The organism is Pseudomonas sp. S8 (assembly GCF_050473925.1).
Taxonomy (GTDB): domain Bacteria; phylum Pseudomonadota; class Gammaproteobacteria; order Pseudomonadales; family Pseudomonadaceae; genus Aquipseudomonas; species Aquipseudomonas parakoreensis.
The window spans coordinates 2,680,743-2,696,850 of record NZ_JBFDVZ010000016.1 but is presented as its reverse complement, the minus strand read 5'-3'; the positions used below and the strand labels follow the sequence as shown (position 1 = coordinate 2,696,850).

Genomic DNA, 16,108 nt, shown 5'->3' with positions numbered 1-16,108 from the left:
CGGCAGCTCCTACAGCAGAGGTGCAGGAATGAGTCTTCTCAGCGGCACCCCCTGCCGGGAAGGCCTCGGGTATACTGCCGCGTTTTGCGCTTCCTGCCCGTATTGCGGCTGACATTGCAATGCGCTCTTACGTTTTGTTTAAGCAGCCCTGGCTGTCCTGAACCAGCCTGTGCAGGGATGTTTCGGTAGATTTTTGGAGTTTTTATGCTCGAACAGGCTCAACGCGTCCTCAAGGACATCTTCGGCTACGACAGTTTCCGTGGCCGTCAGGGTGCAATCATTGAGCGCGTGGCCAGCGGCGGTGATGCGCTGGTACTGATGCCTACCGGTGGCGGCAAGTCCTTGTGCTTCCAGGTCCCGGCGTTGCTGCGCGAAGGCCTGGCGGTGGTGGTGTCGCCGTTGATCGCGCTGATGGACGATCAGGTCGCCACCCTCGAAGAGCTCGGCGTGGCTGCGGCGGCGCTGAACTCCACGCTGAGCGCTGAGCAGCAGCGCGATCTGGCGGCACGGATCAAGCGTGGTGAAGTGAAAATGCTCTATCTGGCGCCCGAGCGTCTGGTGCAGCCGCGCATGCTGTCGTTCCTGCAAGGCTTGAACATCGCCCTGTTCGCCATCGACGAAGCGCACTGCGTGTCGCAATGGGGCCACGACTTCCGCCCGGAATACCTGCAACTGGGCCAGTTGGCGGAAATGTTCCCGGACGTGCCGCGCATCGCCCTGACCGCCACCGCCGACAAGCGTACCCGCGAAGAAATCGTCACCCGCCTGCACTTGCAGAACGCCGAGCGCTTCCTGTCGAGCTTCGACCGCCCGAACATCTTCTATCGCATCGTGCCCAAGGAGCAGCCGCGCAAGCAGTTGCTCGCATTCCTTGCCGAACGGCGCAGCGATGCCGGCATCGTCTATTGCCTGTCGCGCAAGAAGGTTGAAGAAGTTGCCGCGTTCCTCAGCGAGCAGGGCTTCCCGGCGCTGCCGTATCACGCCGGTCTGCCCAATGATTTGCGCGCCTATCACCAGAAGCGCTTCCTCAACGAGGAAGGCCTGATCATGGTCGCCACCGTGGCGTTCGGCATGGGCATCGACAAGCCCAACGTGCGTTTCGTCGCGCACCTCGATCTGCCCAAATCCCTTGAAGCCTACTATCAGGAAACCGGGCGCGGCGGTCGTGATGGCCTGCCGGCGGATGCGTGGATGGCCTACGGTCTGCAAGACGTGGTGATGCTCAAGCAGATGCTGCAGAACTCCGAAGGCGACGAGCGCCACAAACGCCTGGAGCAGCACAAGCTCGACGCCATGCTTTCGCTCTGTGAAGAGACCCGCTGCCGCCGGCAGACGCTGCTGGCCTATTTCGATGAAGACATGCCCGAGCCGTGCGGCCACTGCGACAACTGCGTCGACGGCGTGCAGACTTGGGACGCCACCGAGCCGGCGCGCCAGGCGCTGTCGGCGATCTATCGCACCGGCCAGCGCTATGGCGTCGGCCATCTGGTGGACGTGTTGCTGGGCAAGGACAACGAGAAGGTTCGCAGTTTCGGTCATCAGCATCTGTCGGTGTATGGCGTCGGCAAGGCGTTGAGCGAAAGCGAATGGCGCTCGCTGTTCCGGCAACTGGTGGCGCGTGGTCTGGCCGACGTCGATCACGAGGGCTATGGCGGCCTGCGCCTCAGCGACACCTGCCGGCCTTTGCTCAAGGGCGAGGTGACGCTGGAACTGCGCCGCGACCTCAAGCCGCAGGTCACCGCCAAGACCGCGAGCAAGAGCCCGGCCAGTCAACTGGTGCGTGGCGAAGAGCGCGAGCAGTGGGAAGCCTTGCGCGCGCTGCGACGCAAACTTGCCGAAGAGCATGGCGTACCGCCGTACGTCATCTTCCCCGACTCGACGCTGCTGGAAATGCTCCGCAGCCAGCCAACCTCGCTGGCCGACATGGCGCGGGTCAGCGGCGTTGGTGCGCGCAAGCTGGAACGCTACGGCGAAGCCTTCCTCGAGATCCTCGGCGGCGAGGCCGAGGCGCCGAAAGTGGTGGCCGACGTGCGTCACGAACTGATCACTCTGGCTCGCGCCGGCATGACCCCGATGCAGATCGCCGGGCAGTTGCAGTGCTCGGAAAAGAACGTCTACACCATGCTCGCCGAGGCCATTGGCAAGCAGCAATTGTCGCTGGAGCAGGCGCTCGACCTGCCTGAAGAACTGATGGGCGAAGTGCAGGATGCGTTCCTCGACGGCGAAGGCGAGTTGCCGTCGGTCGCCGAAGTCGCCGAGCTGTTCGCCGGTCGGGTTCCGGAAGGCGTTCTTTATTGCGTCAGGGCTGCGTTGCAATCTGAGTTTGAAATGTAAGAGGGCGTTTGCGCCAACCGTCAGGCAGTTGTAACGATTCAGTACAGGTCGGCTCTTGCCTATAGCCAAATGTCATGCTTAGCTGACTAATAATTAGTTTTTCTCTATTTGTCAGTCTACTCATGAGTGTTTTATGCCGTTAACCGATCAACACCGCTTTGGCATGCAACTGGCCCAGATGTCCCGTGGCTGGCGCGCCGAACTGGATCGCCGACTGGCGGGCCTGGGATTGTCCCAGGCGCGCTGGCTGGTGCTGCTGCATCTGGCGCGATTTGAAGATGCGCCGACCCAACGCGAGCTGGCGCAAAGCGTCGGCGTCGAGGGGCCGACCCTCGCGCGTTTGCTCGACAGTCTGGAAAGCCAGGGCCTGGTACAACGCCAATCGGTGATGGAAGATCGCCGGGCGAAAAAAATCGTGCTCTGCGCACCTGCGCTGCCGCTGATCGAACAAATCGAAACCATTGCCACGCAACTGCGCCACGAATTGTTCGAAGGCGTCGACGAGGCGGATTTGAAGGTGTGCATGCGGGTTCACGGGCACATTCTGGGCAACCTGGAAAAATCTTGAGGCATAACCGCGTGCCGGTTTTTTGAGAGATCGCGCTGAGCAGACTATAAGAACTACTGGGCAATATCGTGTTCGTACCGGATGTGCGAACGCATAGAAACCGGTTTTGCTTATCTAAGGGATGCTCATGCACGCAAGTCGGCACGTGGTACTGCGCAGTGGCGCCAAATGGCTGCTGGTCGCTGGCGTATTCAGCTATTCGACCTGGTCGATGGCACTGGGCCTGGGAGACATCACGGTTCACTCGGGTCTCAATCAGCCATTCAAGGCCGACATTGCGCTGGTGGATGCCGCTGGCCTGAGTGCCAGCGATCTCTCGGCCAGCCTGGCCACGGCAGATGAATTCGGCCGGGCCGGGGTGGAACGGGTGTTCTTCCTCAATGACCTCAAGTTCACCCCGATCCTGCATGGCAATCGGCAGATGATCCGGGTGACCTCGCGCAAGCCGGTCAAGGAACCCTTTCTGAATTTTCTGCTGCAGCTTGATCAGCCCAATGGCCGCCTGCTGCGCGAGTACACGGTGCTGATCGATCCGCCTGGATCGCCCAGTATCGTACCGGCCACGGATGAACCCGATCCCCATCCGCAATCCTCTGAATTTCCCGCCGTCGAGCCTGCCACCGCGGCACCTCAGGCAGCCCAGGGCAAACGCGAGGCGCCGTCCTCAGCGCCAGCATCTCCAGCGGCGGCTTCACCCGCCAGCGATGCCCTCGCGGAGCAATTGGCGGCCAGCGTGCTGCTCAATCAGCAACTGCAAAAGACGGTGGACGAACTCAACGTCAAACTGCAGGCGCAGGATGTGCAGATTGCCGACGGTAAAAAACAGGTCAGTGATCTGCAAACGCGGTTGACCGAAGTGCAAAAGCCTCCGGCACCGGTGGTTACGCCGCCAACCCCAGCGCCAGCACCCGCAGCGCCGCCAGTCGAGGACAATGATCTCAACTGGCCGCTGTTCGGCGGCTTGCTGCTGTTGTTGGGCTTGCTGGTGGGTGGGCTATTCGTGCGCCGTCGCCGTCAACTGGCCGAAAATGCAGCGCCGCTGGCGCTTGCCCCGACCGGTCACGAGCCGGATCTGGACGACAGACCCGCTGCGCCCTCGATCAGCCTCAGTGCAACACCCGAGCATCGTGAAGAGCCGGCGGCGGGGGATGTGCTGGAGGCGGTGGGGATTTATCTGGCCTATGGACGCCTGAACGAGGCCGTCGGACTGTTGCGCGATGCCTTGGACAAAGAGCCGGAGCGAACCGATCTGGGCGTGCAATTGCTTGAAGTGTTGGGGCGCCAGGGCGACAGTGCCGCTTATGATCAGCAGGAAAGCCAATTGCGCGGGGCAGGAGTCGATCCTCTGCAACTGGAGGCGATCCGGGCGCGTCATCCAAAGCTCACCCGTGTTGCCGCGATCACACCGGTGTTGCCTGTCATCGCTGCAGCACCGATTGCGCCAGCAGTACCACCAGCGCCTGAGGATGACTTCGAATTGAACCTGGGCGAGCTGTCGATGGCTTCAAGTTGGGATCTTGAGGACAGTCGTAAGGCCGCAGATCAGCCATCCGCGGGCGCCCCCGCGTCGGACTCAAGCCTTGAAGTGCTGCCTGTGGACTTTGAGTTGCCCGAAGCCACCGTGAATGACGAGGCGGAGCTGGAGTGGATTCCCGAACCCGACGCGCAGCCGCTGGATGATGACTTTCTCAATGAATTTGGTGACCCGCCGCCATCACTGGCGCTGGAGCCACTGACGCTGCAGGAGCCGGAACCTGCTGTCGGTTCGGTGAAGCTTGAACAGGCGCAAACCTGTATTGATGACGGGGATATCGACAGCGCCATTGCCTTGCTCAATGAGTTGCTCAAGGAAGGAGACGAGCCCCTCAAGCAAACGGCGCGGACGTTACTCGCGGGTATTCGCTGATGGTTGAGTCACCGCAATTGCGCGGTGACTGGGCTATCGCCTTCGCGAGCAAGCTCGCTCCCACAGTTGGAATGCGTTCTATTGTGGGAGCGAGCTTGCTCGCGAAGGCGTCAGGGCCGACAACATCAATCCACCTGAATGATCAGAACGTCTGCCCCAGATTCAGATAAACCGCCTGCTCATTCGCATCATTCAAGCCATAGGTGAAATTCAACGGTCCCAACGGCGTATCGAAACCGATGAACACACTGGCGGCATTGATGTAGCCGCTGTCGAATTCGTTGTCGTTGTTCCACGCCCGGCCGCGTTCCAGCGAGGCGCCGGCATACAACGGGAAGTCCAGTGGCAGATACGAGCGCGGGGTCAACCGGCGGTAATACACCGCGCGCATCAGGCTGACGTTTTGCCCGGAGATCGAATCCTCGCGAAAGCCCGACAATTGTCGTGCGCCGCCGAGCAGGAAGCTTGAGGTCACCACGTTGGTGTCATCCAGCGTACGTCCATAGCGGCCACCGAGAATCAGCGTATCCGGACCGCGACTCATGGCTTTGTCCAGCTTGAACTCCCACTGGCGGTAACGGGTGTCCGAACCCAGGCTTGGTTCGAATTGCAGCAAGGTCAGGCTGATGTCTTTGCCGTCGTGGGGGTAGTAAACGTTGTCCAGCGAGTCGAACGAATATTTCAGCGAATAGAAGCCCTCGTTGAAGTGTTCGCTCGGCAGGTCCTGATCTCCAATGCGCACGTCGGCCTTGCCCCAGGCTTCGCCGACGCCGAAACGCACTTCGCCGTTGTTGCCGATCTGCCGTCCGACATTCAGAGCCATACCGTAGCGTTCGACCCGGTATTGGGCGATCGGATCGTTGTCGAGCACCGCGTCGACGTTCTGCGCCTGGAACACCAGAGAGGGCGCGATGAAGTAGCGCGAGCCGACATCCAGCGGTTGATAGAACTCGGTGTACAACTCCTGTTTGTCGCCGATCTGCGCCCGGGTCAGCCATTCCGCGCCGAGACGGTTGATGCCGTTGATGCGATAGCTGGCGCCGAGGTTGAAAGCGCTGTCGCCGCGCATGTCGTCCGACAGGTTCAGGCCGACCCGCAGGTAATCGGTACCGCTGCGTTTGCCTCGGGCGCTGATCACCAGCGTGTGATCCTGGCCCTTGTGCACCACGCGGTACTGCACCTGTTCGAAGTAATCGAGGCCGTACAGCGTGCCCATGTCCGAATGCAGTCGACCGAGATCCAGTGGCTCACCGATGGGCTGGCGGATGTAGTAGCGGATCACGTCGTCACCGACTTTCGAATTGTTCTCGACCTTGATCGCGGTGATGATCGGCGTGCGCTGGCCCGGGGCGCGGGCAGCGTTCAGTTCGGCGTCCTGGGATTGTTGAGGTTTGAGCTGAGCGAGGCGGGTGTCGAGAATCCGCGTGGCGCGGTAACCGGCGTCGATCATTTCCTGGGCTTTGCCGAAATCAGTGACCCCGAATGCTGCCAATGCCGGCTGGATCAGCACGTCGCCGGGTTTGAGGGCGGCCAGTTGCTCTTCGGAGTTGCGCCGGGTCATCAGGGTGATCGACTGGTTCAGCACATCGACCACAGTGGTCAGTTGCTTGCGGTTGCGCAGCGGGGTACCGATGTCGACCACGATCGCCACATCGACCCCCATTTCCCGCGCGACGTCGAGCGGGATGTTATCGGTCATGCCGCCGTCCACCAGCAGCCGGCCGTCCAGTTCGACCGGGGCGAACACCGCCGGGATCGACATGCTGGCGCGGATCACCTGCGGCAAGTGACCTTTGCGGAACACCACTTTTTCGCCGTTGGCGATGTCGGTGGCGACCGCGCGGAACGGGATTGGCAGCTTGTCGAAGTCGCGGGTGTCGCTGGTATGCGCCAGCAGGCTTTCCAGCATCAGCGCCAGGTTCTGGCCCTGAATCACCCCCAGCGGCAGGCCGAGGCTGCCGTCATCGCGGAAACTCAGTTGCTGTTTCACCAGAAAGTCGCGGTCGTCCTGTTTGCGGCGAAACGGCACGTCTTCCCGGGGCGGCGCGTCGGACAGTGCCTGTTGCCAGTCGATGTTCAACGCGAGTTTTTCCAGCTCATCGATCTTGTAGCCCGAGGCATACAGGCCACCGACCACCGCGCCCATGCTGGTGCCGGCAATCGCATCGATCTTGATGCCTTGCTCCTCAAGGGCCTTGAGCACGCCAATGTGCGCCAGACCACGGGCAGCACCGCCGGACAGCACCAGGCCGACTTTCGGGCGGGTGGCTTCGGTGGCATTCACAAATAACGGCAGCAAGCCAAGCAGCAGGCAGAACAGCAAACGGCGCATGGTGAGTCTCGGGGCAAGCGATAAAGCCGGCTATTATAGCGGCGCCCTCTGTCTCAGGAGTTTCAGCGAACATGTCTGCTGCAAAACCGGAAATCGTCATCACGTATTGCACCCAATGCCAGTGGCTGCTGCGCGCCGCGTGGCTGGCGCAGGAACTGCTCAGCACTTTCGGCGATGACCTCGGCAAGGTCTCGCTGGTGCCCGGCACCGGCGGGGTATTTCACATCAGCTGCGACGATGTGCAGATCTGGGAGCGCAAGGCCGACGGCGGCTTTCCCGAGGCCAAGGTGCTCAAGCAGCGAGTCCGCGATCAGATCGACCCTGCGCGCGACCTCGGCCACAACGACCGCACTCAGTGAGACGCAGCTTCGGCCGCGACGGTTTTCTTGTCGGCACTGCCTGACATCCGCGCCGAGACCACGATGGCAACGATGATCAGCGCACCACCGATCAGCATGCGCACGGTCGGGTTTTCATCGAACAGCAACCAGGCGACGGTGATGCCGTAAACCGGCTCCATGGCGAACACCACGGCGGCGGTGCGCGCCTTGATCACCGCGAGGCTGGCGACAAACAGGCTGTGGGCGACGCCGGTGCAGAACACCCCGAGCAGGCTGATCCACAGCCAGTCCATCGCGCGTACTTCGCTCAGTTGCGGGGCCGCGACCGGCAGCAGACACAGCGCCACCACCACGTTTTGACACAGCGCCGCCTGCACCGCCGGGATACGTCCGGAGCTGGCACGGTTGGTTAGCGACAGCAAGGCGAACAGCAGGCCTGAGAGTACCGCCCAGAGCAGGCCGGTCGTGGCGCCGCTGGCCAGATCGAACGCCGGGGTGACCAGCACCAGACCGACGCTGACCAGCACCACCAGCACGATTTCATTGGCGCGGATGCGTTCGCGGAAAATCAGCCCTTCAAGAATCACCGTGAACGCCGGGAAACTCGCGAAGCCCAAGGTCGCAATCGCCACCCCGGCGACTTTCACCGCGATGAAAAAACTCACCCAGTGCCCGGCCAGCAACACGCCGCTGAGTGCCAGACGGCGCCAATCGACCGCCTGCAGTTTCTGCCAGCCGTGCTGGCTGGCGAAGCGGGCGAAAAAGGCCAGGGCGAGCACGGCAAATGCAGCGCGTCCGAAGACGATCACCGCCGGCGAGGCGGCCGCGAGTTTGCCGAACACACCGGTCAGGCCGAACATCAGAGCGCCGATATGCAGGGCGCCGAGGGCAGTACGCGGAGTCATTGCAATCCTTCTTGAGTCGGTCGATACAACGCGATCACTGTAGGAGCTGCCGAAGGCTGCGATCTTTTGATCTTAATCCTTCAAAGCAAGATCAAAAGATCGCAGCCTGCGGCAGCTCCTACACGTGAATGCACATTGAAACGTGTTGCGGCGCAGAAGTCTGTCGGCGAACTAGCGTTTTTTGTCGCTGGAATCGCGGCGCAACTGGCCGGGTGCGGCACCGAACTCTCGCAGCACGGCGGCCGAGAACGCACTTTGCGAACTGTAGCCGACCCGGCAGGCGATTTCGCCGATGGGCAGCGCCGTGTCACGCAGCAGGCAAACCGCCTTGTGCAGCCGCCGGCTGCGAATGTAGTCCATCGGCGTCTGCCCGCATTCCGCCATGAATCGTGCGTGCAGCCGGGCGCTGGACAATCCGGCGATCTGCGCCAGATCGGCCACTTGCAGCGGGTAGGCGGCGTATTGTTCGATGTGCGCATCCAGCGCCGCGTAGGGCAGACGCCGCGCCGAGTGTTCGGCAGGTCTGGCGTGATTCAGGCTGGCGAGCAGCAACACCGCGCCTTGCTGGGCGATCAGCGGATCCGTGACCGGGCTGTGCGCCAGCCAGTTGACCAACTGGCTTTGCCCGGCATCAAGGGACAACCGCGCAGGCTGGTCAAGCAAGCGCTGACTGGCGTCGGCGTGCTCGCCCAGCGAGTCGTTCAGCCATGGCCCGTCCGGTACGTCCAGCACCAGACAACGGCTGCCATCCGGGCTGCCGCAGGCGTGATGCGCGCCGCCGGGGACGACCACGAAACTCTGCTGGCGCACCTGGCTGCCCTGACCCTCGACTTCGAAATCCAGCGCACCGGACAGACCGAACACCAGTTGCGCGTGGTCGTGGCTGTGGACGATCAGGTCGTGGGTGTATTGGCGCAGAGTGAGGATCGGGCGCATGGCAGAGGTCTCCGAAGTGAGCGCCAGTCTACACCGGGGCAACGGGCTTGCGCGCTGTCACACGACTGACGCCTGCCTGTCATGGTCGATTCACCCGGCACGTGCACAGTGGCGAAAACATCGCAGAGGGTTGCCCATGACCAGCGCCGAGCTCGCCAGACCCAGCCGTAAACAACGGGTGCGCACCTTGTGGATTTCCGATGTACACCTGGGCACACGGGACTGCCAGGCCGAGCACTTGTCGCAGTTTCTCAAGGGCTACCACGCCGACAAGATCTACCTGGTCGGTGACATCATCGACGGCTGGAAGCTGCGCGGCGGCATGTACTGGCCACAGGCGCACACCAACGTGATCCGCCGCCTGCTGACCATGAGCAAGCGCGGCACCGAGGTGATCTACGTCACCGGCAACCACGACGAATTCCTGCGCCGTTATTCGAAGCTGATCCTCGGCAACATCCAGTTGGTCGACGAGGCGGTGCATGTCACGGCGGATGGCCGGCACCTGCTGGTGATCCATGGCGACCAGTTCGACGTGATCACCCGTTATCACCGCTGGCTGGCCTTCCTCGGCGACTCGGCCTACGAATTCACCCTGACCCTCAACCGCTGGCTCAATCACTGGCGTGCCCGCTATGGCTACGGCTACTGGTCGTTGTCGGCGTACCTGAAACACAAGGTGAAAACGGCGGTGAGCTTTATCAGCGACTTCGAAGAAGCCATCGCCCACGAATGTGTGAAACGCGAATTGCATGGCGTGGTCTGCGGGCACATTCACCATGCCGAGATCCGCAAGGTCGGCGAGGTGGACTACCTCAATTGCGGCGACTGGGTGGAGTCGTGCACGGCGTTGATCGAGCATTGGGATGGCACGATCGAGTTGTATCGCCTGGCGGATGCGCAGGCGCGGGAGGCTCAGCTCAAGGCGGCCAAGGTTGCCGAGATCGCATAAAGGCAAAAGATCGCAGCCTGCGGCAGCTCCTACACAGGTCTCATGTAGGAGCTGCCGAAGGCTGCGATCTTTTGATCTTACGCCGGGGCGTGTTCTTCCATCGCCGCCTTGTAGATCGAATGCTTGGGCTGCGCAAACAGCCGTTCCATCATCGGCTCGAAGAAACTCAGCGGCAGGCTGTCATACGCCGGGTCGAACGCCGCCGCATCGTATTTGGCGCAGAATTCCGCCGTCGCCTGATACTGCGGATGCTCGGCGAATTGCTCGCGCAGGTGCCGATCCATGCCCAGATGATGGAAGAAGTAGTAACCCTGAAAGATCCCGTGCTTCTCGACCATCCACAGGTTTTCGGCGCTGACGAACGGTTTGAGAATCGCCGCCGCGATGTCCGGGTGGTTGTAAGAGCCCAGGGTGTCGCCGATGTCATGCAGCAGCGCACAGACCACGTATTCTTCGTCACGACCATCGCGATAGGCGCGGGTCGCGGTTTGCAGCGAGTGGGTCAGGCGATCTACCGGGAAGCCGCCGAAATCACCTTCCAGCAACTTCAGATGCGCGACGATCCGCGACGGCAATTGCCGGGCGTAGGCGCTGAAGTCTGCGGCGATGATCGCCCAGTCTTCCTGCGTGCCATCCTGCATGTGGGTGAAGCGGGCATTGGCGTTCATCGGCAAGCCTCCTGGTGTGTCGGGTTTCAGAACGCCACGCGGCCGAGGATCATGTCGCGGTACATGACGAAATCGCCGAGCAGGCTGTACAGCGGATGCTGGAAAGTCGCCGGACGGTTCTTCTCAAAGAAGAAGTGCCCGACCCAGGCAAAGCTGTAACCGGCCAGCGGCAGGGCCAGCAACAGCAGCCAGGCGCCCTTGGCGAGGGTCATGGCCAGAATGAAAATCACCAGCGTGGTGCCGATGAAATGCAATCGGCGGCAGGTACTGTTGGCGTGTTCGCTGAGGTAATACGGATAGAACTCGGCGAAGCTGTTGAATGGCTTGATGTTTTCCACGACTGCGATCTCTGTGGTTATTGTTCTGACGGCAAGTTGTTCGGCGGGTAGCTTATTTGAGTCTAGAGTGAACACTGGTATCAGCCAGTGACAATGGGCGCCACTTTAGTATCCTTCGCTAATCGGGTCGCAACATGTGATCCATCATGTAAAAGAATGACGCCATGAGCGAACGAACGACTTCTGCAAGCTGGGCGATGGGGATTGTCAAAGCATTGGAGATGGACGGCCTGGATTGCCGGGTACTGTTCAAGCAACTGGGGCTTGATTACGCGGCCCTGGATGATCCGGATGCGCGCTTCCCGCAAGATTCCATGACCCGCCTCTGGCAACGGGCGGTCGAGCTGTCCGGCAACCCGGCGATCGGCTTGAACATGGGCAAAGTGGTACGCCCGGCCTCGTTCCACGTTGCCGGCTATGCCTTGATGTCGAGCAACACCTTGGCCGAAGGCTTTCAACGGCTGGTGCGTTATCAGCGGATCATCGCCGAGAGCGCCGACCTGAGTTTTCGCCTGCTCGAAGAAGGCTACGCGCTGATTCTGACCGTGCATGGCGACCACCTGCCGCCGACCCGGCAGAGCGCCGAAGCCTCGCTGGCCTGTGCGTTGGGCCTGTGCAGCTGGTTGACCGGGCGCACCCTGCATCCGGTCAAAGTGCTGTTTCAGGGCGACGAGCCCGCCGACCTGCAACCTTACCGACAAGCCTTCCATGCGCCGCTGATGTTCAACGCACCGTACGATGCGTTGATTTTCGAAAGGGCCGACATGGAGGCGCCACTGCCCACCGCCAACGAAGCCATGGCGCTGTTGCACGACCGGTTTGCCGGGGAGTATCTGGCGCGATTCTCTGAAAGCCGCGTCACCCACAAGGCTCGGCAGGTGCTGTGTCGCTTGTTGCCGCAGGGCGAACCCAAGCGCGATACCGTGGCGCAGACCCTGCATCTGTCGCAGCGTACCTTGCAGCGGCGGTTGCAGGAGGAGGGCACGAGTTTTCAGCAGTTGCTCGACGACACCCGCCGTGAACTGGCCGAGCAGTATCTGGCGCAGCCGAGCATGACCTTGCTGGAGATTGCGTATCTGCTGGGGTTTGCCGATCCGAGCAACTTCTTCCGCGCGTTCCGTCGCTGGTTCGATACCACGCCCGGCGATTACCGGGCGCGGCTGTTGCAGGCGCCGGTCAGTGACGCCAAAAGGCCGGAATACACAGCACAAACACCGTAATGATCTCCAGTCGGCCGAGCAGCATGCCGAACGACAGGATCCACTTCGCTGCATCCGGCAGGGTGGCGAAGTTGCCCGCCGGGCCAATGGTCTCACCCAGGCCCGGGCCGACGCCGGACACGGTGCTGGCAGCGCCGGTCAGCGCAGTCATCCAGTCCACGCCGAGCAGCGACAGCAGCAGGGCGATCACGCAGATGGTGATGGCGAAGAAGAATGAAAAGGTCAGGATCGAACGCACGATCTCTTCGTCGAGACGGTGACCGTTATACTTCTGCTTGATCACCGCGCGCGGGTGAATCAGCTGGTTAAGGTTGGCCTTGAGCAGGATATAGGCGACCTGGAAACGGAAGATCTTGATCCCGCCCGCGGTCGAACCGGAGCAGCCGCCGACAAAGCCCAGATAGAAAAACAGCATCAGCGAGAAATTGCCCCACAGGCTGTAGTCTCCGAGGGCAAAACCGGTGGTGGTGACCACCGACGTTACGTTCAGCGCCACGTGCCGCAGCGCTTCCAGCCAGTGCAGCTTGGTGGTCCACCAATACCAGGTGCCGAGCACCAGCCAGGTCACCAGCAACATGCCGAGCAAACCCTGCACCTGCTGATCCTTGATCAACGCCTTACGGTTGCCGCGCATGGTCGCCACATACAGGGTGAACGGCAGGCTGCCGAGAATCATGATCACCACCGCGACCCAGTGCACCGCTGGTTGTGTCCACTTCGCCAATGACTGGTCGGAGGTCGAGAAACCGCCGGTGGAAATCGCCGACATCGCGTGATTGATCGCATCGAACGGGCTCATCCCGGCCCACCAGAACGCCAGGCTGCCGAGGATGGTGATACCGACGTACGCCGCGACAATCAGGCGCGCCACCATGTGCGAACGCGGCATGACCTTTTCCGAACGGTCGGACGATTCGGTCTGGAACAGGCGCATGCCACCGATGCGCAGCAACGGCAGAATCGCCACCGCCATGCCGATGAAGCCGATGCCGCCGAGCCAGTGCAGCAGCGAGCGCCACATCAGAATCCCCGGTGACATGTTGTCGAGCCCGCTAAGCACGGTCGAGCCGGTGGCGGTGATGCCGGACATGCTTTCAAAGAACGAGTCGGTATAGCTGATGTGCTGAGTGAGCAGGAATGGCAGCGCGGCGAAAATACACACCACCAGCCAGCTGCTGACCGTCAACAGGTACATGTCACGCGGGCGCAGATGGATGTGTTCCGGGCGTCCGGGCATCACCAGCACAAGGCCGGCGAGGAAGGTGATCATGCTCGCCCAGAGGAACGACGGCAGGTCACTGGTGCGCTCGAAAATCACCAGGGTGGCCATGGGCACGACCATGGCGACGGCCAGGGTGATCAGGAAGATGCCGATGATGAAACCAATGATCCGTAAGGTCGGCAACGCCATGAAGTCCGCTCGGGCTGAAGTGGGAAGGGCGCCATTCTACCCGTGAGGCAGGGCATGTAAACCGGCATCCCGTTGGCAGATGAAGCTAGAATAGCCGCACATTTTTCTCAGGAGGTGGCCGATGCAGGCTCTCGACGCGTTGCTCAACCGTGTTTCCGTTCCACGCCTGGTCGAACCAGCCCCCACTGCCGAGCAGCGCGAAGCCCTGTTTGGCGCAGCCCTGCGCGCACCGGATCACGGCCACTTGCAGCCGTATCGTTTCCTTACAGTCGAAGGGGCGGCGCGCGAGCAAATGGGCGAGTTGCTGGCCGAAGCGGCGCAGATGCAGGAAGGTGAAGTCACTGAAGCGATGATCGACAAGGCGCGCAACGGCCCGCTGCGGGCGCCGCTGGTGGTCGTGGTGATCGCGAAACTGCAGGAACACGTCAAGTATCCGAAGGCCGAGCAGTTGCTGGCGGCGGGGTGTGCGGCGCACGGGATTCTGCTGGCGGCGTATGCGCAGGGGATTGGTGCGGTGTGGCGTACCGGTGATCTGGCCTATTCGGCGCACGTGGCCAAGGGGCTGGGCCTGGCTGAAGGCGAGCAGGTGATTGCCTTCCTGTATCTCGGCACGCCGCAGAAAGAGCCGCGCGTTGCCGAGAAAGTCGATCTGGCCGAGTTCGTCAGCGCTTGGCCGGGCAAGGTTTAAAGTCAAAAGATCGCGAATTTAAAGCTGGACAACCGCGCCCGGCACCAGCGGCAATTCCAGGCTGGCAATAAACCCGCCCTCGGGATGATTGGCCAGGGTCAGACTCCCGCCATGCCGCTCCGCCGCCCGCCTGGCAATTGCCAGGCCCAGGCCATGTCCCGCCGCCGTTTGCCCCGGCGCCCGGTAAAACGGTTCGCCCAACTGGCTCAGGTGCTCGGCCTGCACGCCCGGCCCGTGGTCGCGCACGCTCACCACAATCCGCTCGCCCTGACGTGTGGCCTGCATTTCGATTGCCAGGCCCACCGGGTTGAAGCGTTGGGCGTTGCGCAACAGGTTGTCGACGGCGCGCTCGATCATGGTCGGCCATCCGGTCATGCTCAGTTGCGGTTCCGCATCCAGGCGCACTGTCTGCTCCGGAGAGCCAAGTTGCGCGTCTTTCTGCAGGGTGCCGAGCAGCGCATTCAGGTCTACTTCTTCAGCACTGGCGTTGTCGGCATCGACCCGCGCCAGCACCAGAATTTCGCTGATCAACGCTTCCAGCCGATCGCACTCGCGGGTCAGGCGTGGCCAGAGTTTTTCCCGTTCTTCAGGATTGGCCCGTTCCGCCAGCGCCAGCGCGATGCGCAGTCGCGCCAGAGGTGAACGCAGTTCGTGGGACACATCGCGCAGCAACTGGCGCTGACTGCCGATCAAGCTTTGCAGGCGCGCACCCATGCGGTTGAAGTCGTTGGCCAGCACGCCGAATTCGTCGCGACGGTTGGCCAGTTTCGCCAGGCTGTTCTGTTGATAGGTGGTCTGCCCCAGATCATGCACCGCACCGCGCAAACGGCTGAGCGGGCGGGTGATGGAGAAGGTCACCAGCAGGCTGAACAGGGTCAGTACCACCAGCGCGATACCCAGCGCACTCAGCGGCCAGAGCAGGCTTTCACGGTGCCACGCATCGAGCTCCGGGTGCGGAATGCGGAAGATGAACAGGTAGGTGTCGCCGGTTTTTTCGCTGGTGAATTCGTCGGTCAGGCGGCGCCAGGGCAGACGTCGGTCATCGTTGTTCTGTCTGGCTTCGAAGGCGGCGGCGCGACGCGGGAAGGTGCCACGCACCACCGGGTCGCCGCTTTCGTTCAGCACCTGGACGTCAATGTGGTACTGGCGTTTGCGCTGTTGAAGGATGTCCTGCGCGGCGTCTTCGCCCTGGGCTTCGTAGGTTTGCGTCCATTCGGCGGCCAGCGTGTTGAGGCCGGGATGGCGGCTGAGGATCCACGCGTCCTGGTTGAGCATGTGCCCGAGCAGAATCGACAGCCCTGCCACCAGGGCGATGGCCAGCCAGAAGCTCGCGAGAATACGCCAGAACAGTGAACGCACAGAAATTCCTCAATCAAACGCTTAACCCCTGTAGGAGCTGCGGCACGCTGCGATCTTTTGATCTTATTTTTCAGAAGCAAAATCAAAAGATCGCAGCGTGCCGCAGCTCCTACAGAGGGCGGATGTAAACAGGCCCGACCGGGTAAGCCG

Annotated in this window: 14 protein-coding genes; 7 read left to right on the top strand and 7 right to left on the bottom strand. The window is 61.9% G+C overall.

Annotated elements, in window-relative coordinates; translation table 11 throughout:
• The first annotated feature begins 204 nt into the window (after positions 1–204).
• The 3 genes from recQ (at position 205) to AB1J88_RS13290 (ending at position 4,808) form a co-directional block, all read left to right on the top strand.
• Positions 205–2,334 (top strand): DNA helicase RecQ, encoded by a 2,130-nt coding sequence (recQ, locus tag AB1J88_RS13300; RefSeq protein ID WP_145593115.1) that lies wholly within the window; start codon positions 205–207, stop codon positions 2,332–2,334.
• A 133-nt stretch (positions 2,335–2,467) separates the two neighbouring features.
• A complete protein-coding gene (locus tag AB1J88_RS13295) occupies positions 2,468–2,902 on the top strand; it encodes a MarR family transcriptional regulator (RefSeq protein WP_027613988.1) in 435 nt (144 codons plus the stop codon).
• A gap of 127 nt (positions 2,903–3,029) precedes the next feature.
• Complete coding sequence (locus AB1J88_RS13290; protein ID WP_430291236.1) at positions 3,030–4,808, top strand: FimV/HubP family polar landmark protein; 1,779 nt, start codon at positions 3,030–3,032, stop codon at positions 4,806–4,808.
• 142 nt (positions 4,809–4,950) lie between these two features.
• Here the strand turns inward: AB1J88_RS13290 and AB1J88_RS13285 are convergent, their stop codons facing one another.
• Positions 4,951–7,140, bottom strand: coding sequence for a patatin-like phospholipase family protein (locus AB1J88_RS13285; protein WP_041073095.1), 2,190 nt, complete (start codon positions 7,138–7,140; stop codon positions 4,951–4,953).
• A gap of 71 nt (positions 7,141–7,211) precedes the next feature.
• Here AB1J88_RS13285 and AB1J88_RS13280 point away from each other — a divergent pair, with 71 nt between their 5' ends.
• Complete coding sequence (locus AB1J88_RS13280) at positions 7,212–7,499, top strand: SelT/SelW/SelH family protein (RefSeq protein ID WP_430291235.1); 288 nt, start codon at positions 7,212–7,214, stop codon at positions 7,497–7,499.
• On the opposite strand, the gene AB1J88_RS13275 is transcribed toward AB1J88_RS13280, so the two are convergent.
• Together AB1J88_RS13275 and AB1J88_RS13270 are read right to left on the bottom strand one after the other, a co-directional pair.
• Positions 7,493–8,386, bottom strand: a complete 894-nt coding sequence (locus tag AB1J88_RS13275; protein WP_430291234.1) for a DMT family transporter — start codon at positions 8,384–8,386, stop codon at positions 7,493–7,495. The two genes, AB1J88_RS13280 and AB1J88_RS13275, sit on opposite strands and share 7 nt — an antisense overlap.
• A gap of 171 nt (positions 8,387–8,557) precedes the next feature.
• A complete protein-coding gene (locus tag AB1J88_RS13270) occupies positions 8,558–9,322 on the bottom strand; it encodes a helix-turn-helix transcriptional regulator (RefSeq protein WP_222015901.1) in 765 nt (254 codons plus the stop codon).
• A gap of 136 nt (positions 9,323–9,458) precedes the next feature.
• Here AB1J88_RS13270 and AB1J88_RS13265 point away from each other — a divergent pair, with 136 nt between their 5' ends.
• Positions 9,459–10,274, top strand: coding sequence for a UDP-2,3-diacylglucosamine diphosphatase (locus tag AB1J88_RS13265; RefSeq protein ID WP_041073087.1), 816 nt, complete (start codon positions 9,459–9,461; stop codon positions 10,272–10,274).
• Positions 10,275–10,351: 77 nt separating this feature from the next.
• Here the strand turns inward: AB1J88_RS13265 and AB1J88_RS13260 are convergent, their stop codons facing one another.
• Positions 10,352–10,942 (bottom strand): HD domain-containing protein, encoded by a 591-nt coding sequence (locus AB1J88_RS13260; RefSeq protein WP_041073085.1) that lies wholly within the window; start codon positions 10,940–10,942, stop codon positions 10,352–10,354.
• A gap of 26 nt (positions 10,943–10,968) precedes the next feature.
• On the bottom strand, positions 10,969–11,280 hold the full coding sequence (locus tag AB1J88_RS13255; protein WP_047292440.1) for a DUF962 domain-containing protein: 312 nt from the start codon (positions 11,278–11,280) through the stop codon (positions 10,969–10,971).
• A gap of 164 nt (positions 11,281–11,444) precedes the next feature.
• Here AB1J88_RS13255 and AB1J88_RS13250 point away from each other — a divergent pair, with 164 nt between their 5' ends.
• A complete protein-coding gene (locus AB1J88_RS13250) occupies positions 11,445–12,500 on the top strand; it encodes an AraC family transcriptional regulator (protein WP_217325479.1) in 1,056 nt (351 codons plus the stop codon).
• Here the strand turns inward: AB1J88_RS13250 and AB1J88_RS13245 are convergent.
• Positions 12,457–13,911, bottom strand: a complete 1,455-nt coding sequence (locus tag AB1J88_RS13245; RefSeq protein WP_430291233.1) for a TrkH family potassium uptake protein — start codon at positions 13,909–13,911, stop codon at positions 12,457–12,459. The two genes, AB1J88_RS13250 and AB1J88_RS13245, sit on opposite strands and share 44 nt — an antisense overlap.
• A 121-nt stretch (positions 13,912–14,032) precedes the next feature.
• Here AB1J88_RS13245 and AB1J88_RS13240 point away from each other — a divergent pair, with 121 nt between their 5' ends.
• Complete coding sequence (locus tag AB1J88_RS13240; protein ID WP_222015897.1) at positions 14,033–14,599, top strand: nitroreductase family protein; 567 nt, start codon at positions 14,033–14,035, stop codon at positions 14,597–14,599.
• An 18-nt stretch (positions 14,600–14,617) separates the two neighbouring features.
• Here the strand turns inward: AB1J88_RS13240 and AB1J88_RS13235 are convergent, their stop codons facing one another.
• On the bottom strand, positions 14,618–15,958 hold the full coding sequence (locus tag AB1J88_RS13235) for an ATP-binding protein (protein WP_430291232.1): 1,341 nt from the start codon (positions 15,956–15,958) through the stop codon (positions 14,618–14,620).
• Positions 15,959–16,108: the final 150 nt, after the last annotated feature.